The organism is Microbulbifer mixtoriginis (SeqCode) (assembly GCF_052467515.1).
This window is the reverse complement of sequence record NZ_CP174314.1, coordinates 2,154,843-2,174,610: the sequence shown is the minus strand read 5'-3', so window position 1 is coordinate 2,174,610 and position 19,768 is coordinate 2,154,843. Positions and strand designations below refer to the sequence as shown.

General features: G+C 54.5%; 10 protein-coding genes. All 10 read left to right on the top strand.

Annotated features, from left to right (window positions below):
* Position 1: 1 nt before the first annotated feature.
* The 10 genes from ACJJIT_RS09255 (at position 2) to ACJJIT_RS09210 (ending at position 19,763) form a co-directional block, all read left to right on the top strand.
* A complete protein-coding gene (locus ACJJIT_RS09255) occupies positions 2 to 1,312 on the top strand; it encodes a Ni/Fe hydrogenase subunit alpha (RefSeq protein WP_444900764.1) in 1,311 nt (436 codons plus the stop codon).
* A complete protein-coding gene (locus ACJJIT_RS09250; protein ID WP_444900763.1) occupies positions 1,290 to 1,775 on the top strand; it encodes a hydrogenase maturation protease in 486 nt (161 codons plus the stop codon). Before ACJJIT_RS09255 ends, ACJJIT_RS09250 begins: the two co-directional genes overlap by 23 nt.
* A gap of 15 nt (positions 1,776 to 1,790) precedes the next feature.
* Complete coding sequence (locus ACJJIT_RS09245; RefSeq protein WP_444884905.1) at positions 1,791 to 2,063, top strand: hydrogenase/urease maturation nickel metallochaperone HypA; 273 nt, start codon at positions 1,791 to 1,793, stop codon at positions 2,061 to 2,063.
* Positions 2,053 to 4,353: a carbamoyltransferase HypF gene (gene hypF / locus ACJJIT_RS09240; RefSeq protein WP_444900762.1), complete on the top strand. Its 2,301-nt coding sequence runs from the start codon at positions 2,053 to 2,055 to the stop codon at positions 4,351 to 4,353. The genes ACJJIT_RS09245 and hypF overlap by 11 nt, the downstream gene beginning before the upstream one ends.
* Positions 4,354 to 4,359: 6 nt before the next feature.
* Complete coding sequence (locus ACJJIT_RS09235; RefSeq protein WP_444885911.1) at positions 4,360 to 4,602, top strand: HypC/HybG/HupF family hydrogenase formation chaperone; 243 nt, start codon at positions 4,360 to 4,362, stop codon at positions 4,600 to 4,602.
* A gap of 4 nt (positions 4,603 to 4,606) precedes the next feature.
* The gene (gene hypD / locus ACJJIT_RS09230) at positions 4,607 to 5,734 is read left to right on the top strand and encodes a hydrogenase formation protein HypD (RefSeq protein ID WP_444900761.1); all 1,128 of its coding nucleotides are present in this window, start codon (positions 4,607 to 4,609) and stop codon (positions 5,732 to 5,734) included.
* A complete protein-coding gene (hypE, locus tag ACJJIT_RS09225; RefSeq protein WP_444900760.1) occupies positions 5,700 to 6,737 on the top strand; it encodes a hydrogenase expression/formation protein HypE in 1,038 nt (345 codons plus the stop codon). The genes hypD and hypE overlap by 35 nt, the downstream gene beginning before the upstream one ends.
* 313 nt (positions 6,738 to 7,050) lie before the next feature.
* Complete coding sequence (locus ACJJIT_RS09220; RefSeq protein ID WP_444900759.1) at positions 7,051 to 9,744, top strand: cation-transporting P-type ATPase; 2,694 nt, start codon at positions 7,051 to 7,053, stop codon at positions 9,742 to 9,744.
* Positions 9,745 to 10,134: 390 nt separating this feature from the next.
* Entirely contained in the window at positions 10,135 to 11,112 is a 978-nt protein-coding gene (locus ACJJIT_RS09215; RefSeq protein WP_444884900.1) for a universal stress protein, read from the top strand.
* A complete protein-coding gene (locus ACJJIT_RS09210) occupies positions 11,109 to 19,763 on the top strand; it encodes a GH36-type glycosyl hydrolase domain-containing protein (protein ID WP_444900758.1) in 8,655 nt (2,884 codons plus the stop codon). Before ACJJIT_RS09215 ends, ACJJIT_RS09210 begins: the two co-directional genes overlap by 4 nt.
* Positions 19,764 to 19,768 lie beyond the last annotated feature (5 nt).

Genomic DNA, 19,768 nt, shown 5'->3' with positions numbered 1-19,768 from the left:
AATGGCCGGTAAAAGTAAAACCATCAAAGTCGATTATTTGGCACGCGTTGAAGGCGAGGGTGCGCTCTATATACGCTACGACGATCATGGCGTGCACGAAGTGCAGTTAAAGATCTTTGAGCCCCCACGCTTCTTTGAAGCCTTTTTGCGGGGGCGCGATTACACAGAAGCACCGGATATCACCGCCCGTATTTGCGGCATTTGCCCAGTGGCCTATCAAATGAGCGCGCTGCACGCCATGGAGAACGCGCTGGGTCTGGTTCCTACTGAACCCCTGAGAAATCTGCGTCGCTTGCTCTACTGTGGAGAGTGGATCGAAAGCCATATGCTGCATATCAGCATGTTGCATGCACCGGACTTTCTCGGCTATCCCAATGCCGTGGCCATGGCCAAAGACCACCCAGAGGTTGTACAGCGAGCGTTGGAAATCAAAAAAACTGGAAATGCGTTGGTGCGTCTGCTTGGGGGTAGGGAGGTCCACCCAATCAACGTGCGCGTAGGGGGCTTTTATCGAGTGCCCGGCTTGGAGTCCTTTCAAGCACTGCGCCCCCAATTGTTAGAAGCCCATACCCTGGCAGAACTCATGACGCGTTGGGCGGCGGGTCTGCCATTTCCCCATTGTGAGCAATCCTATGAATGCGTCGCCCTGTCCAACCCCAGTGAATACCCCATGAATGAGGGGCGTATTGTTTCCAATCGCGGGCTGGATATTTCGGTAAAGGACTACGAAAAACATTTTCGCGAACAGCAGGTACCGCACAGTACGGCATTGCACAGTCTATTGATCGAGCGGGGCGCCTACCTTGTTGGGCCCATGGCGCGCTACAACCTCAACTACTCCCAACTCTCAGGAGAAGTGAGAAGCCTTGCCGAGGCGTTGGGTTTCCGAGCCCCCTGCAATAATCCCTTCAAAAGTATTGTGGTGCGCTGCCTGGAAGTACTCTACGCCCTGGAGGAGGCACTGCGCCTTATCGATGCGTTTCAACCCCCCGATGAGCCCTACCTGGCTGTAGAACCTAGAGCGGCTAGTGGCTGTGCCGCTACCGAGGCCCCCCGCGGACTGCTCTATCACCGCTACGCCATGAATGAGCAAGGCAAAATTACTTTTGCCAAGATCGTCGCTCCCACCTCTCAAAATCAAAAAACTATCGAAGATGATCTACGCCTGATGCTGCCAAAATTCATGCACCTGCCCGAGCGACAATTACAGGGTTTATGTGAGCGCGCCATTCGCAATTATGACCCCTGTATTTCCTGCTCAACCCATTTCCTGCAGCTACATTTGCAACATGAGCCAAAAAGAATCTCCTGAGCGCTGGCTGTTGGTCAGCCTTGGCAATCGCTTCCGGGGAGACGATGGTGTGGGGCCCTATCTGCTCGACAAGCTGCGCAGCCAATTAAAAGGAAGCGCAGATTTTCTGGAGAGCGGCAACGACATGGTAACCCTTGTGGGGCATTGGAAAGATCGTCAGGTCTGCTTGGTAGATGCGATTTTGTCCGATGAGCGAAAATCGGGCGAACTAATCCGAGCTGATGGTCTGGCCGATATTATCGCGCCCAGTAACTGCACGACTTCCAGCCACGGCTTTAACCTCAGAGAAGCGATCGACTTGGGCAGAGTGCTGGGAGCATTGCCTCGCAGGCTGGAAATTTTTTCCATCTGTGCCGAGAACATCAGCTCCTGTGATCGTCTCACTGCCGCAGTGAAGTTAGGCGCGGAGCGTGCCGAGCAGGAGCTACTTGCATTTCTACAAGGCGATAACGGACAAAGCTGACAACGGAGACCAGTGATGCATGAACAGTCCTTGATCAGCAATCTGATCGAAAAAATACAGCAGCTTGCCGAGAACGAAGGCGCCAGGGTAGTGGGTGCCAAGCTGCGCCTAGGTGCCCTGGCTCATATATCCGCCCCACATCTAAGGGAACACTTCGAACAGGCAACCTTCGGAACCAGCCTGGAAGGATTGCAACTGGAAATTGAAGAGCTCACCGATATTCACCATGCCGAAGCCCAGGACATTATCCTGGAAAATCTGCAATTTGAGGCCAGTGATGGACAATGAGCGCCGCCGGCTATCGATTAAAGGCCTGGTACAGGGCGTAGGGTTTCGACCCTATATTTATCGCTTAGCGCGGGATTGCCAACTGACCGGCTGGGTTGCCAACCATAGTGGTGGATTACAGTTGGAGGTTGAGGGAAAAAGCACAGGCATCGAGAAATTCCTGCAGCGTTTGCCTCTGGAAAAGCCGCCGCACAGCCTGATACTCAGTATTGATAGTGAGGTAATTCCTGCCGAGGGTGACAGCGATTTTGAGATTCGAGAAAGCACCGTTGCCGCCGCACAATCTACCCTGGTGCTGCCAGATATAGCTCCCTGTAACTCCTGCCAGGCCGAGTTGCAGGATTCCCGTAACCGCCGGCACAAATACCCATTCATCAACTGCACGCACTGCGGCCCGCGCTTCAGCATCATTGATAAGATGCCCTATGATCGCGCCAACACTGCAATGCAGCAGTTTCCTCAATGCGCCAAATGCCAAGCTGAATACACCAATCCCGAAGACCGCCGTTTTCACGCCGAACCCAATGCCTGTCCAGAATGTGGCCCACAGCTGCAGCTCTGTGATAGCAAAGGCAAGGTGCTTCTCACCGGCCTGGCAGCCTTGAATGAGACGTTCGCCAACCTGGCCAGTGGAAAAGTTGTTGCGTTGAAAGGTGTAGGGGGGTTCCAACTATTGGTAGATGCCGGCAATAGCCAGGCATTACAGACATTACGCAAACGCAAGCAGCGCCCACACAAACCTTTTGCCCTGTTGTATAGCTCTTTATCGGCAGCGCGACGTGATTGCCGGATTTCTGAGTTGGAGGCAAAACTGCTTACTTCACCGGCACGCCCCATCGTACTACTGGAAGCAAAACCGGAAGCGAATGCCAGGGTACACGAGCTGGTAGCGCTGGGTTCACCAGATCTGGGGGTGATGTTGCCAGCCTCACCACTGCACCTACTACTTGCCGAAGAGTATGCGGCCCCCCTTGTCGCCACCAGCGGCAATTTGGCTGAAGAGCCAATTTGCATTGAAAATACGGAGGCTTTGCGGCGCCTTGGCAAAATTGCCGATTTTTTTTTACTGCATAACCGCCGCATAGTGAGGCCATTGGATGACTCAGTACTGCGGGTAGTAGAAGACCGCCCCTTGATGTTACGCCGTGCTCGCGGCTATGCCCCACTACCCATTACCCAGGCAAAACTGTCACAACAGGCACTCACGCAATCCTATTTAGCCCTGGGGGCAGATTTAAAAAATTCCGTGGCGTTGTCCCACAATGGTTGGATTTATCAGAGCCAACATATTGGCGATCTGAGTAGCGCCACCGCAATTGAGCACTTTGACCGCACAATTGCGGACCTCACTGGCTTACAACAGCGCCGACCACAAACGCTGATCCACGACCAGCACCCAGGCTATAGCTCTCACCGCTGGGCAATGCAACAGCAGGCACCACGCTTGGGGGTACAACACCATGTTGCCCATCTATTTTCCTGTATGGCCGAACACGGTCACAGTGGTGCCGCACTCGGCGTCTGCTGGGACGGCACTGGCTATGACAGCAGCGGCATAGTGAGGGGCGGGGAGTTCCTCCTCTGGGACGGTAAATCGCAAGTAGAACACGTCGCCAGCCTGCGCACATTTCCCCTGCCAGGTGGTGAAAAGGCTGTGCGCGAACCACGGCGGGCTGCGGCGGGCCTGCTATATGAAATTTCAGGATACATGGCACTGCAACACCAGCTGCTCAAGCGCTGCTTTACCCGCAGTGAACGCCGTAACCTGGTCACCATGCTCGAAGGTGAGGTCAACAGCCCTCTATGCAGCAGTGCCGGGCGCCTGTTTGATGCAGTGGCCGCACTATTGGGGCTGTGTAGCCAGTCGAGCTATGAGGGGCAGGCCGCCATGGTGCTGGAACATAGTGCCCGAGGAATTCAGAGCAGTGACAGCTATCCATTCGACCTGTATCAGCGTCAAAGCAAGTGGGAGCTGGATTGGGCCCCCTGTATTAGCGCCTTGATACACGATGAAGGTAAGTCCCTGCCGCAGCGGGCTGCGGCTTTCCACAATACCTTGGCAAATATGATTCTGGCAGTGGTCAGTGAGATCGGGGAGCGTCAGGTCTTTCTCTCCGGCGGTGTTTTCCAAAACCGAAGACTAACGGAACGCACCGCGACACTGCTGCGTGAGCGGGGATTTACCGTGCATTGCCACAGCCAGGTTCCCCCCAACGATGGCGGCATCGCCCTTGGGCAACTCCACTATGCCCACTGCATGGCTGCAGCCGGACAACTTGCGGGGGATTAAGTGGGCATGTGCTTAGGTATTCCCGGCCTTATTGAAGAGATCACAGACAATTCCCCCCTGGAACGCCTGGGCAAGGTACGTTTTGGCGGCATAGCCCGGCAAGTCAACTTATCCCTGGTGCCAGATGCCAGCGTTGGCGATTATGTGGTAGTCCATGTGGGTATCGCCATCAGTCAGATACGGGAAGAAGAAGCCGAACGTGTTTTTCGCGACCTGGAATCCCTGAGCGGGCCGAGCGGCCAGGAGTGATGCCGTGAAATTTGTCAATGAATACCGCCAGAGCGAAACTATCCAAAAGATAGCCACAGAAATTCGCAAAGAAACCACGCGCCCCTGGACGATTATGGAAGTGTGCGGTGGGCAGACTCACGCCATCGTTAAGAATCGCCTCGACCAGTTACTACCGCAAGCAATAGAGTTGGTTCATGGACCAGGCTGCCCGGTTTGTGTGACCCCCCTGGAGACCATTGATCGGGCCATTGCCATCGCTGCATTACCGGGAGTGATTTTCTGTTCCTTTGGCGATATGTTGCGAGTACCCGGGTCAGAACACAGCCTGCTCGATGTGAAAGCCAATGGTGGCGACATTCGCATTATCTATTCCCCCCTGCAGGCGGTAAAGATTGCCGAGGACCACCCCACAAAGCAGGTGGTCTTTTTTGCTGTAGGATTTGAAACAACCGCAGCCGCGAATGCCATGGCTGCCACCCAAGCCAAACAAAAGTCGCTTAAGAATTTTTCCCTGTTGGTTTCCCAGTTTTTGGTGACACCAGCCATCGCTTCTATATGCGCCGCCAAGGATACGCGTGTGCAGGGATTTCTTGCCGCTGGTCATGTGTGCTCAATAACCGGTTACGAAAGCTATCTGCCCCTTGCCGAAAAGTATCAGGTGCCGATTGTCGTTACCGGCTTTGAACCCCTGGATATTCTTGAAGGTTTGTTGATGTGCCTGCGCCAATTAGAGCAGGGCAGTTATCAGGTGGAAAACCAGTATCTAAGAGCGGTAGAGCGAACCGGCAACCGCCCGGCACAAGTGTTAATGAACAATGTATTTAGCGTTTCTGCTCAGTGTTGGCGGGGCCTGGGTGAAATTCCAGCGAGTGGCTTGGCACTTGCTGAAGAGTTTTCAGATCTCGATGCAACAAAGAAATTTGCATTACCAGAGATCAAACCCCGAGAGCAACACCAGTGTATTAGTGGTGCCATTATGCTCGGCCTTAAAAAGCCTGGCGACTGTCCCCATTTCGGCACAACCTGCCGCCCAGACCACCCCCTGGGCGCCCCCATGGTTTCCTCCGAGGGTGCCTGCTCCGCCTACCACCGCTATAGCCAACAGGTAAAAACCCGTGAATCTTCAATGTCCTCTCCCAACAACCAATAAGGGCAGCATCCGCCTGGGGCATGGCAGTGGTGGCGAGATGACACAACAGCTTCTGAAGGAGTTTATCCAACCGTTGTTTAACAATACCTGGATCGATCAAGCCCATGACAGCGCTACCTTGCCTTGGGATTCTGATCGTCTGGTGTTCACCACCGACTCATTCGTAATTACCCCATTGTTTTTCCCCGGTGGGGATATCGGCAAATTGGCCGTTTACGGAACCGTCAATGACTTGGCCATGGGCGGTGCTGAGGCAAAATTCTTGAGTTGCAGCTTGATACTGGAAGAAGGGTTGCCGTTCAACACATTAATAAGAGTGCTGCAATCCATGGCTGCCGCAGCCGAGGAAACCGGTGTAAAGCTGGTTACCGGGGACACCAAGGTCGTGGAGAGAGGCAAGGGCGATGGTATTTATATCAATACCAGTGGAGTGGGTAGCTTACTGAGTAATCATCCAATAGACCCCAGTTATATCCGCCCCGGTGACAGAATTCTATTGTCCGGGGATATTGGCCGACACGGCATTACCGTTATGGCAAGCCGTGAGGGATTGGAATTCGAAACTGCACTCACCAGTGACTGCGCCCCGCTCAATGCCGCAGTTTCAGCATTGCTCCAGGGCGGTATTCCGCTTCACTGTTTGCGGGATCTCACTCGCGGTGGTCTCGCGACGGCCCTGGTGGAACTGGCCGAAACCAGTGGGCAGGCCTTCGAACTGGATGAAGCGCAGATCCCAGTCTGCGAATCAGTCTACGGAGCCTGCGAAATGCTGGGCCTAGATCCCCTTTACGTGGCCAACGAGGGGCGTTTCGTTGCTGTTATTCCCGCAGAGTGCGCAGATCAGGCCAGCGCTATCCTAAGAGAGGAACGGGTAGGGGCATCCTGTGCAATTATTGGGAAAGTCACTGGCAAGCCCAGTGTCCAGGTTATTCTGAAAAACAGTCTGGGGTGTGATCGCCTGTTACAGCGCTTGCCAGGAGAACAATTGCCAAGAATTTGTTAGCCAATAGAATTTATAAACATCCTGCCGAAACATTGATAGCAGCCTCAACCTCCCTGGCCTTGTTCATTTTAATGTCATGCATCGCCCTGATTCCCGCTCCGCAGTATCGGGTAAGGTTCCAATTAAACTAAGTGCTAGAGCGCTATAAGTTGGCAGTGGCGTTTTGTCACAGCAAGCGGCTGGCTTCATTTTTACTAAGCTTCCCAGTCTAAATGCATGACTATTCATTGCTAAGCTCAGTCGAAAACTGTGAAAGGTAATCCGATAAAGGTGAACCGTGCTTCAGACAAGGCCTGAGAAAAACTGGCACTCAATGTCCGCAGATACTGTGTTCTCCGAGCTGAAGACCAGTATGGCCGGAATCAGTGAGGACGAAGCTGCGCTAAGACTGCGAACCTACGGGCCTAACTGCCTGCCAGCACCAGCTCGCAAAGGGTTTCTGCGGCGCTTCTTCTCCCATTTCAACAACCTCCTGATCTACGTCCTGCTCGGGGCGGCGCTTATCACAGGCCTACTACAACACTGGGTAGATACCGGGGTCATCCTGGCGGTGGTTATCGTCAATGCGATTATCGGCTTTGCTCAGGAGGGTAAAGCGGAAAGGGCCATGGATGCTATCCGCCATATGCTGGCTCCACGTGCCGCAGTCCTCCGCAACAATCAGCGGCTCACTGTGGAAGGAGAGAAGCTGGTACCCGGCGATATTGTGCTCATTGAGGCCGGCGACAAAGTGCCTGCCGATTTGCGGCTGTTAAAAACGCACGGTCTGCAGGTACAAGAGGCCATCCTGACCGGGGAATCCATCCCGGTAGAAAAACATACCGATCCGGTTAACACCGATACCCCCTTGGGGGACCGTAGTTGCTTAGCCTATAGCGGAACCACTGTCACCAATGGGCAGGGAGTGGGGGTAGTAGTGGCCACCGCAGCAGAGACTGAGATCGGTCATATCAGTGGCATGCTCGCCAGTGTTGAAACTTTAACCACTCCGTTGGTTGAACAGATGGGTTTCTTCGCCAAATGGCTGGCCCTTTTTATTCTGGCCGTTGCTGCGTTGATCTTTGCCTTTGGGCTGTTTGTATTGCAGCACAATTTTAATGAACTGTTTATGGCCATTGTTGGACTTTCGGTAGCGGCCATTCCCGCGGGCTTACCGGCAGTTCTAACCATCACATTAGCGGTCGGAGCCCAGGCGATGGCGCGGCGCAACGCCATTGTCAGGCGCCTGCCGTCTATCGAAACCCTGGGATCAGTATCGGTAATCTGTACCGATAAAACCGGGACGCTCACCCGCAACGAGATGTGCGTCGCCACAGTAGTTACAGGTGCACAACGTTATGAAGTAAAGGGTGAAGGCTATGAACCGCGGGGTGAAGTCATGCTCGGCGGCGCGCCGGTAGCGATGTCAGCCCCATACCCATTGCAGGAGTTAGCCCGTGTCGCGGTTCTTTGCAATGACGCCGAGCTCAGAAAAGAGGATGACAACTGGCTCGTCGAGGGTGATCCCATGGAGGGGGCCTTACTGGCCTTCGCAGCAAAGGCGGGAATGAATAGCGGGGAGGTGCGCAAGCAGTGGACCCGTACCGATATTATCCCCTTTGATGCCCAGCATAAGTTTATGGCCAGCCTAAACCACAACCATGAGAATCATGCACTGATCGCCGTTAAAGGGGCGCCGGAACAGGTTTTGGCAATGTGCAAAACCTATCGCAGCGAGGATGGAGGCTGCGAACCGCTGATGGAGACTTACTGGCGACAAAAGACCGAGGAGGTGGCGGCATTGGGACAGCGTGTCTTGGCGCTCGCCACAAAAGAGGTAAAGCCAGAGCACACGGTGCTGGAGCACTCAGACGTGAAGGGAACTATGACTCTTCTCGGCTTGGTGGGATTGATCGATCCACCCCGTCAAGAGGCTATAACCTCAGTTGCGGAGTGTAGGGGCGCGGGTATTCGAGTGAAGATGATTACCGGCGATCATGTCGCGACCGCAAAAGCCATCGGTCAACAGATAGGCTTGCAGCGGCCTAACAAAGCCCTAACGGGAGTGGACATCGACAACCTGAATGACGCGGCATTAGCGGCAGAAGTCCTGAAGGTGGATATCTTCGCCCGCAACAGGCCTGAGCATAAATTGCGGCTGGTAACCGCATTGCAGGCCCACGATATGACTGTGGCAATGACTGGCGATGGCGTAAACGATGCCCCCGCTTTAAAACGCGCCGATGTGGGTATTGCCATGGGCCGGGGGGGGACAGAGGCAGCCAAAGAGGCCTCCGAGCTGGTTCTAGCCGATGATAATTTCGCTTCCATCGGCGCTGCGGTCCGTGAGGGGCGCACGGTTTATGACAATATAAAGAAAGTGATTAGCTGGACGCTGCCTACCAACGCAGGGGAAGCCTCAACCATTATTGTGGCGCTGCTCTTTGGTATGGTACTGCCGATAACACCGATCCAAATACTTTGGGTAAACCTGATTACCGCTGTTACGCTCGGTATTGCGCTCGCCTTTGAGCCCACAGAAGAAAATACCATGCATCGCCCACCCCGGTTGCGCGACCAACCGCTCCTTACCAGTGTACTGGTATGGCATATCACATTAGTTAGTACCTTATTCCTGTGTGGCGTATTCGGAATATATACCTACGCCATTCAGCAGCACTACTCATTGGAATTGGCGCGAACCATGGCCATGAATACATTGGTGGTAATGGAAATTTTCCACCTGTTTTTTATTCGCAATATGTATGGCACCTCTCTCACCTGGAAGGCAGTGCGCGGCACCAAAGTGGTGTGGATGGCAGTCATCATGGTCACTTTGGGGCAATTTGCCATTACCTATGTCCCACTCCTGCAGGAAGTCTTTGCTACTGAGGCAGTGCCACTTTTTGATGGCATTCTGATTGTTACGATTGGCGTAGCGCTGTTTGCCATTATCGAGATCGAAAAACAGATGCGTATACGCCTTTCCCGCCAGACACAAAGCTTCACTGCCAGGGAAAATTCTTAATTCCGTACCTTGACCTGTTCTCAGCCTGACCAACCCTACAGCCTAAGCCCCGCTTTAATTGGCTCGCAATTTGCTGCCTCTTTATGGGTTTATTCTTATTACTAGTGATCAGATGCTCTCAATGTGTGTTGAAAGCCAGCGCATCTCTACCAAAACTGAAACTTTCAGTGACATAGAGTACATTTTTGCAGGTTGGCAGCAGGGGCAACACCGTCATAGACACTTTGCAATACTCTTGAGCTTAACCGTGCTAGAGAGCTTTTCAGGGATCGCGTTTAACACAAGGTTAAAACCCGGAACAGCAGTGTAGCGAGCAAGTAAAACTTTCCGCCAAAAAACCTTATGACATTTAGTGAAGATCCAGGCCGGGCCCCGGTAGGGAGTGATGAGATGCCGTTTAAACAAATCCTACTTCCTCTTGATGGCTCAGCTATCGCTGAAGAGGCCATCGCCCATGGAGTTATGCTGGCCCAGAACAGCGGTGCAAAAATACACCTTCTTCATGTACAAAATTCTGAAGAGCAGAGCATAGATCCGGTGGACTGGCGGCTGCGCAGAGTAGAGCTGCGTAGCTACCTCAACCGTTTGGCTGAGCCCATTTCGGAGCAGGGTATTACTGTAAGCCAGTCTGTGGTGGAGGGACGCCCAGCAGAGCAGATTGTAGAGTACTGCGATGAGGTCGATATCGATCTGATTGTACTCACTGCATACGGCAAGGGTGGCGTCAGCCGTTTCGACTTCGGCAGCACCGCCCAAAAGATTTTTAGTGGCTCTGGGCGGTCCTTCATCATAGTGCACCCGGGTTTAAAACCTCCGGCCCAGGAAAATATGGCTTACCGCCGTATCTTGGTTTCCATGGATGGTTCCTCTCATTCCGAGTGGGTTGCTTGCCAGGCGGCATCAATGATGCGTGGGCAAGAGATGGAAATGATTCTGCTGCAAGTGATTGCTGTGCCAGATATGCCCCGCAAAATGCCGATCACCCGCGAAGAACACGCCACACGGGAAAAGTTTGTCGAATGCAATCGACGCGCGGGTGAAGTCTACTTGGAGGAGATGGCTCGCCAATTGGAAAACGGCATCAAAGTGCGGCCCTTGCTGCTGGTTGCACAGAATGTCGCCGAGTGTATTTATGCCACTGCTGCGGAAGAGGATGTCGATCTGATTGCCATGAGCGCGCACGACTGGCAAACCGGTGAGCAACACGTAACGGGTACCGTCTGCCACTCCGTTATATCCCACAGTAACCTGCCGGTTCTGGTATTCCAGGATTTGCAGGAATCCCAATTACAGGCTCTGCGCGCTGACAACATAGCCTGCCAAATTCGCCACTCAACTCTTCCGGTAAGAAATGAAGCGCATCGATGAAATTGCGGTTTTGGAAAAAGCAGGGCGCTCGCCAGGGGTACAAGTTCTTTGTACATGCAAAGTCCGAGCAAAGCGGTACTCAATCTGGGAGTACCGCCCACGGGATTGGTAACAATTCGAACCGGGATAATGAACAGCAGCGCCTGGAAGACATAGCCGCGCTGGCCAAGCACCACGCAAACCCTGTCGGTACCGGTGGTGGCTACCGCTTGCGACTGCACTTGCGCCAGTTAGAAAAACATTTCGAGAAAATCTATCGACATCTCGCCACTCGGGTAGAGGCGGGCGAAAAAAGTACTCGCAGTGAAGAGTGGCTACTAGATAACCGCCATGTGGTCCAGGAAGCCCTGCAGTTGGTATGTGAGTCCCTGCCGGTGAACTACTTAAAGCAGTTGCCACAAGTTTCTGCTGAAGACGGCAGTGTCGACCTGCGTTTGCATGTCCTTGCCGATGCATTGATCACCGACTTCTCCCAACCCGTAGATATTCAATCCATTCACCTGTTGGTTGAGCACTACCAGGAGGATGCTGTTTTAACCACCGGCGAACTCTGGGCACTGCCCGCACTTTTACGCCTTTGCCTATTGGAGCACTTGGCGCAGCTGGCCGAGGATGCCTTGGGAGGACATACCGCTACAGAAGAGGAACTCAGCGTTGGCATTGCCAGCGGTATCATTAGCCTGCGAGAACTGCGCAGTTGTAACTGGCGGGATTTTGTTGAGTCCCTCAGCCGTGTAGAACATATATTGCGGAAAGACCCTGCAGGCGCCTACCGCCGAATGGATTTTGAAACCCGCGATAGATACCGGGATGTGATAGAAAAGCTGGCGCGTGGCAGTGGCAAAACTGAACAGCAGGTTGCCCAGTGTGTGGTGGAACTGAGCGGTGAGCAAGAAACCGATAAGCGCACCCGGCATGTGGGATACTACCTGATAGATGAAGGGCGTCCACAGCTGGAAACCCTGCTGGAATATCGCCCAGGCTTTCTGCAACGCCTTCATTGGCAGCTATTGCACAAGGCATCCAGGATATTCTTTTCCGGATTGGCACTTTTCTCGATTCCACCGCTACTTGCCCTAGCTGTTTATCTACTCTGGAGCGGTGCTTCTATCATTTTGACGTTATTGGTACTGCTGGTTACCGCAGTGCCAGTGGTCGGTATGGCCCTGACTCTGGTCAACGGCTTGATTACCCACTGCTTGCCCCCGCGCCTGCTGGCAAAACTGGATTTTGATAAGGGCATATCCAGTGAATACCGCACGGTTGTGGTTATGCCGGTACTGTTTGCCGATGCGGAGGATATGCAAAGGATTCTCGAGTGCCTGGAAATCAATTTCCTCAACAACGGAGATGAGAATCTTGTTTACGCAGTTTTAAGTGATTTTGCAGACGCCGATACGCAAAGTACCAGTGAGGACACAGCGCTATTAGAAATCGCCAAAGCATCTATTGAAGCCCTGAACGAACGCCACAGGGTCGATGAGGGCAGATCACCGTTTTTACTATTACACCGTGAGCGTCGCTGGAATACGTTGGAAAACTGCTGGATGGGCTGGGAGCGCAAGCGCGGCAAATTGATCGAATTCAACCGACTATTGTCGGGTAATGAGGAGCACAGTTTTACCACTTGTTTTGGCGATCACAAACAGCTGCAAGGCATTCGCTATGTCATCACTCTCGATGCCGACAGCCAGATGCCACCAGACACCGCACGACGCCTCGTTGGTGCCATAGCGCACCCACTCAATCGCGCAGTGGTCAACAGCAGCACACAAAGAGTGGTAGCAGGTTATGGATTTTTACAGCCCCGGGTGGAAACCGACCCGGCTAGCTCTGATGGAACCCTATTCAGCCAGATTTTTGCCGGTGATCGCACCGTAGACCTCTACACCCACGCCGTCTCGGATGCCTACCAGGACCTGTTCGGCGAGGCGATATTTACCGGTAAAGGAATTTACGATCCGGAGGTTTTCTCCCAGACCCTGGCCGGGCATCTTCCAGAAAATGCCATCCTCAGCCACGATTTAATCGAAGGTGCCATCGGTGGTGTAGGGCTGCTGTCGGATGCAGTCTTCTATGAACAATACCCACCTAATGTTTTCGCCATGCTGCGCCGCTCGCACCGCTGGATTCGCGGTGATTGGCAGATACTTTCCTGGCTGGGCAAACGTGTACCGGTCGATAGCGGTGAACGAGTCGACAACCCTTTACCGACAATTCAGCGCTGGCAAATCGTCGATAATCTGCGACGCAGCCTGGAGGCCCCCTGCCTGTTGGCACTTTTTCTGCTGTCCTGGAGCGGTTGGCTACCAGGCCATGCCTGGGCTTGGACTTCGGCGCTACTTTTGTTGTCTTCCGCATCGGTATGGCAGGAATTACTATCAATGGTCTGGCGCAGCATCGCTGATCCCAGCCGCGCCCATCTTCATTTCCGAGGAGGGCCGGCGGTTCTACAGCAGCGCTTTTTACACTGGCTGCTATCGCTGGTTCTGCTCCCGGTGCAAGCGATTAACGCGTTGGATGCGATCGTACGCACACTCTATCGGCTGCGCGTTTCCCACCGCCATTTGTTGCAATGGACATCAGCGGCACATGTGAATCGCTCTGTCAGCAGTGCACTGACTGCGTTTGGCAGTTGGCGTGCGATGTGGGTTTCCCCACTGATCGCTCTATTGGTAACTGCAGGCTTGGCTTATTGGGTTCCCGCCAGTCTCTTACCTGCAGCACCGTTTTTGTTGGCCTGGCTCTTTGCACCCCAACTTCTTCACCATATCAATTTACCGCGAGAGCTGGAGCCATCAGTTCTATCAGAAGAGGACAAGCGCGAGTTGCGTTTGCTAAGCCGGCGAACCTGGTTTTTCTTCGAACACTTTATGGGGCCTGACGATCACTGGCTGCCGCCAGATAATTATCAGGAAGAACCCCTGGCGGTCCTGGCCCGGCGTACATCCCCCACCAATATCGGGCTGGGCTTGCTCTCTATTCTCAGCGCCTACGATTTTGGTTACGTTGATCTCAGCCTGCTATTAGCTCGACTCAACAACAGCTTCGACCGTATGCGCGGACTGGAGCGCTATCGCGGACACTTCCTCAACTGGTATGAAACCCGCGAACTACACCCGCTCAACCCCCGCTATGTCTCCACCGTGGATAGCGGCAACCTGGCCGGCAGCCTACTAACCCTGGCCTCCGGCCTGGAATCCCTGAAAACTGAACCACTGAGTGGACGCCAGCTGGTACTGGGCATCACCGATACCCTCGATGCCATGGCAGAAACCCTGCAGCCGGTCGATACGGACTCCGCCCCCAATGAAATCCGTGAGATCAACGCGCAGCTAGCGCAGTTTCGCCAACGTTTACAAGCCGGCGCGGAGCACAATCGCTGGTGGCAAACCATCGACGATATCTATGAGAGAGATGTACCCTGGCTACAGAAGCAGATGCTGGCGCTGATCGAGGGTGACGAAAAAAATTTCAGCGCAGAGGATCTCGGTCGACTACGCCAATGGCTCGATGAACTGCACCGCCATGCGGTGGCAGCGAGGCGCTATCAGGAGGCGCTCGAACCCTGGCTGCGACTTATGCAGGTACCACCCAAAGTCTGCCGGGAGGGTGTGGAGCATGTCAGAAAAGCTTACCTCTCCCTCGCAGACACTTTGAAAATCCCGGTTTCCCTATCGACCATGCCAGACTTTTGCGATGCCGCGGAACAACAACTGCTGCAACTGCAAAATCACCTCGCTGCAGAACCACAAGGGCACGATGAAGCCGCCTCTTGGTGTGAAAAAATGCACAACGCACTGGAAAGCGCACGGGAAAATGCCGCCAGTTATTGCCGAGACATTACCAGCCTTTCCACCAGGGCACTCAACTGGGTGGAAGAGATGGATTTCGCCTTCCTCTACGATCGCGATCAGCATCTATTTCATATCGGTTACAACATTACCGATGCTGCACTAGACGCCAACCACTACGATTTACTCGCCTCAGAATCGCGCCTGACCGGCTTCCTCGCTATTGCCAAAGGCGATGTACCGGCGCGCCACTGGCGCCACCTTGAGCGACCATTTCGGCACCTTCATCGCCGGGTGGTGTTGATGTCTTGGAGTGCGACCCTGTTTGAATATTTAATGCCGCGGCTGTTTATGGAAACGCCAGAGCACAGTTTGATAGGGCGGGCCTGTCGCAATGCCATTGAAGTGCATCGCAAGTTTACCGGCCGTTTCGAACTGCCCTGGGGTATCGCCGAATCCGGTTACTACGAACTGGACAGCCAATTGCACTACCAATACCGTGCCTTTGGAGTGCCCGGCATCGGTTTTCGTCGCGACCTCGGTGAACGCCTGGTTATAGCGCCTTATGCTTCCATGATGGCACTACCATTCGATGCCGCAGGGGTTATGGAGAACCTGCGCCAGCTTCGCGCCGAAGGTGGTTACGGCCAGTTCGGTTTGTATGAAGCGATTGACTACGGCCGTACGGCCAAAGCTATACCTCGACGCGCACGCACTGTGCGCTCCTATATGAGCCACCACCAGGGCATGATCCTGCTGGCCATTAATAACTACCTCCACGACGACATAATGCAACAACGCTTCCACAGCGATGTGCGCATTGCCGGCCTGACGCCGCTACTGCACGAGCGCCTGCCCACCGCGCGGCCGGCCCTAAGACCCTGGCAGCAGCCGGGGTTACAGCGCAGTTTCCACGCAGAGGGAGCCCTGCAGAGCTGGTCTGCTCTTCCGGGGAGACCCTATCCGCAATACAACCTGCTCTCTAACGGCCACCACACCCTGCTGCTGGGAGCAGATGGTTCAGGTGGCAGCTATTGGCACAATCTTGCCCTGACACGCTGGCAGCCAGATCCGACCCAACACCAGGGCGGGCACTGGAATTATGTCCGCGATCTGGATAGCGGCGAACTATTTTCTGTGGGGCTGGCCCCCTGTGGCGGAGACTCCGGCCACTGTATGGCCAACTTCTCACCACAGGAAGTAGAGTTCCAGCGCCGTGAAGCGGAGTTATTCTGCCGCTTACACATTGCCCTCAGTTCCCAGCATGACTTAGAAGCTCGCCGACTGGTAATCAAAAATGAGAGCAATCGCAGCCGCCACCTGCTGCTGGCGGATTATGCCGAGGTGGTGCTAGCGCCAGAACGCGATTACCAGCGTCATCCCGCCTTTGCCAAACTGTTTGTGGAGAGCCAGTACCTGCCCGATGAGCAGGTGATGCTCTATCGAAGGCGGCCTCGCAGCGGCGAGGAAAAACCGATATATCTAGCCCACTGCGCATTGGTTTCTGCCGATGTAAGTCACCAGCAGGGCTGGGAAACCGATCGGGTACGTTTCCTCGGCCGCGGCGGGTCCCCGGCAAGGCCTCTGGCTCTGCAACGAGGCCTGGAAGGCTTCACGGGAACCACTGGCCCTGTATTAGACCCGGTAATTGCCTCAGCCCAAGAAATTTCTATTTCGCCTCATTCTGAAGTCGAAGTGATCTACCTGACTGGCGCCAGTAAATCACGCCGGGAGTTGTTGGCTGTATTGCGCTCTTATCGCTCGCGGCCCAAGGCACGTTGGGTATACGACCTGGCGCGAATGCAGTCTGAACAGGAATTACACAACCTGCGTATCCCCGCGGCAGACGTCTACTGGATGATGGAGTTGCTCTCCGCTGTGCTAGCTCCCTCCGGCGGGCTGCGCGCCTCTTCCCGAGTATTGGCCCGCAGTCATCATATTCAGCGTTGCCTGTGGAGCCGTGGCATCTCCGGAGATAACCCAATCCTGTTACTGCAGGTGCGCAGTGAGCAGGGCATTGATTTTGCCGAGCCCATTCTGCAAGCCCACACTCTCTGGAGCGGCCGCGGCCTGGCTATAGACCTGGTTATTGTTGATGAGGATTCCGCCGGTTATTCCCAGCAGACCCGTGACAGGTTACAGGAGATGATCGCCGATATTCGCGGTCGTACTATGCGCAAACTAAACGGCTCTGTGGTGATGGTGCCAGGCCAGGAGCTGCCAGAGTCTGATCGTATGGGCCTTTTGGCTGCAGCACGGGTATTACTCGATTCCTCAGCAGGGCCAGTGGCCACACAGCTGGAGAATAGTGCCACCGCACTACAGGCTCAGATGCAGCCACTGCCTCCTTTTGTACCGGTGCAATCTGCAGGTTATGTCCAGTTACCAACACCAGCCCTGCAACGCCCAAATGATCTTATATTTGATAATGGCCTGGGCGGTTTTTCAGCGGATGGGCGCGAGTACATCCTGCATCTACAAGCAGGCAAGACGGAAGAACCAGGCCAGCGCCCTCCAGCACCCTGGGTAAATATCATCGCTAATCCCAACTTCGGTTGTCTGGTATCCGAAGGGGGCTCCTGCTGTACCTGGAGCGGCAACAGTGGTGAACACCGGCTGACCGCCTGGAATAACGATCCGGTCCGCGACCCCAGTGGTGAAACCCTTTACCTACGCGATGAAGAGAGCGCCCAGGTTTGGTCGCCAACCCCGGCCCCGCGGCCCGCTGAGACCGACTATCAGGTAAGACACGGGGCAGGTTACACCGAGTATCGCCATAACAGCCACGGCCTTGAGCAGTCCTGGCGTATCACGGTCGATCGCACTGCTCCGGTGAAAATTGGCCGGCTGACATTGAAAAATGGCTGGAACAGGCCACGCCGCTTAACGGCCACCTACTACGTGGAGTGGGTAATGGGACTGACCCGCGGCAACAGTTGGGCTCATCAGGTCAGCGAGTTCATACCAGAAAGCAATACGTTATTGGCCCGCAACGCCTTTGTCCCGGATGCCAAACCCGGTGTCGCCTTCCTGACTGCCAGCCTGCCACCTCACGGTCTGACCACAGATCGGCATGAGTTTATTGGCAGTACCGGGAGCCCACAGGCACCGGAGGCACTGTTTCGGATTGGCCTCTCCGGGAGGGTGCAGTCTGGCGGCGACCCTTGCGCCGCTTATCAAGTTCATATTGATCTGGCTATCGGCGAAACCCAACACATTTATTTTGTGATGGGGGAGGGGATTGATCGTGCCCAGGCATTGGATTTGGCCGGTGAATTCCGGGATCCACAACGAGCCGCAAACTCCCAGGCCGAGTTCGAACAGTTTTGGGAGAATTATCTGGGCTCTGTTCAGGTGCGAGTGCCCGATAAGGCCACCGAGCTGATGGTAAACCGCTGGCTACCTTATCAAACCCTGGCCTGCCGCCTCTGGGGCCGCAGCGGCTTCTATCAATCCAGTGGTGCCTTTGGTTTCCGTGATCAGCTTCAGGATGTACAGGCACTGCTGTGGACCCACCCCGATTGGACCCGCCAACATATTTTGCGCACTGCCTCACGCCAGTTCCAGGATGGAGATGTACTGCACTGGTGGCATGAAAATCCCTTACGCGGTGTGCGCACCCGCTGCTCCGACGACTTACTGTGGCTGCCATTTGTCACGGCCCAATACATTCGCACCACGGGTGATTACCAAATTCTGGATGAACCGGTCAGCTATCTTGCTGGGGCACCACTGGGCAAAGATGAGCATGAGCGCTACGCCGAGTTTGAAAGCAGCGATGAATCCGGGTCTCTTTACGAGCACTGCTGCCGCGCAATTGAGCGCGCCGGCGCCGTAGGGCCTCATGGGTTACCAGTAATCGGCAACGGCGACTGGAACGACGGTTTCAGCCGTATCAGTACCACCGGCCGCGGTGAGAGTGTGTGGATGGGCTGGTTTTTGCTGCAAGTTTGTCGGGATATGGCGCCCCTGTGCGACTACATCGGCGATTCTGCACTGGCGGAATATTACCGTCAGCTGGGAGAAAATTTCCGTCAACAGGTAGAAGACAGCGGCTGGGACGGTGCCTGGTATCGGCGCGCTTATTACGATGACGGCACGCCGATTGGTTCTAAGGACAGCGATGAATGCAAAATTGACCTGATTGCACAAACCTGGTCGGTGCTATCCCAGCAGGAACCCACTGAGCGATCCCGCAAAGCGATGGAATCGGCCGACCAGCACCTGGTAAACGAGTGCGCTCGGCAAATACTGTTGCTTAAGCCACCGTTTAACAAAACCAAGAAGGACCCCGGCTATATCAAAGGTTATCCACCGGGAATTCGTGAAAACGGTGGCCAATACACCCACGCCGCCACATGGGCCGTCTGGGCCGCCGCCGGACTCGGCCAGAGCGAGCGGGCTTGGCATTACTTTAATTTGTTAAACCCAATTACCCACACCGATACCCTTGAAGGCGTAAAGCGCTATCGCACAGAGCCCTATGTATTAGCCGGCGATGTCTACGGCGTGGCCCCCCATGTGGGGCGCGGTGGCTGGACGTGGTATTCCGGAGCGTCCGGCTGGCTGTATCGCAGTGCACTAGAGGCATTGCTCGGGGCAAAAATTCTTGATGGCGATCACTTGGTGATCGAACCCTGCCTACCGCAAAACTGGCATAACTACCACTTATCATTGCGCTTTGGCAGCAGTCGTTATGAAATTGACATCAGTAATTGCGGTGGCTGTCCGCGAGAGATTGAATCACTGACGCTGGATGGAGAAAGACTCACTTCAGGAGTCATTCCGTTAAAAGACAGCGGCCAGGAGCATCAGGTAGCTTTAGTATTCAAGCCTGTTTTTAATCCCCCCAAATAACAACG

Excerpts from the sequence above, each read along its gene's own strand:
- ACJJIT_RS09255 (WP_444900764.1), top strand. The coding sequence starts at position 2 with ATGGCCGGTAAAAGTAAAACCATCAAAGTCGATTATTTGGCACGCGTT.
- ACJJIT_RS09250 (WP_444900763.1), top strand. The coding sequence starts at position 1,290 with ATGAGCCAAAAAGAATCTCCTGAGCGCTGGCTGTTGGTCAGCCTTGGC.
- ACJJIT_RS09245 (WP_444884905.1), top strand. The coding sequence starts at position 1,791 with ATGCATGAACAGTCCTTGATCAGCAATCTGATCGAAAAAATACAGCAG.
- hypF (WP_444900762.1), top strand. The coding sequence starts at position 2,053 with ATGGACAATGAGCGCCGCCGGCTATCGATTAAAGGCCTGGTACAGGGC.
- ACJJIT_RS09235 (WP_444885911.1), top strand. The coding sequence starts at position 4,360 with ATGTGCTTAGGTATTCCCGGCCTTATTGAAGAGATCACAGACAATTCC.
- ACJJIT_RS09220 (WP_444900759.1), top strand. The coding sequence starts at position 7,051 with ATGTCCGCAGATACTGTGTTCTCCGAGCTGAAGACCAGTATGGCCGGA.
- ACJJIT_RS09215 (WP_444884900.1), top strand. The coding sequence starts at position 10,135 with ATGCCGTTTAAACAAATCCTACTTCCTCTTGATGGCTCAGCTATCGCT.
- ACJJIT_RS09210 (WP_444900758.1), top strand. The coding sequence starts at position 11,109 with ATGAAATTGCGGTTTTGGAAAAAGCAGGGCGCTCGCCAGGGGTACAAG.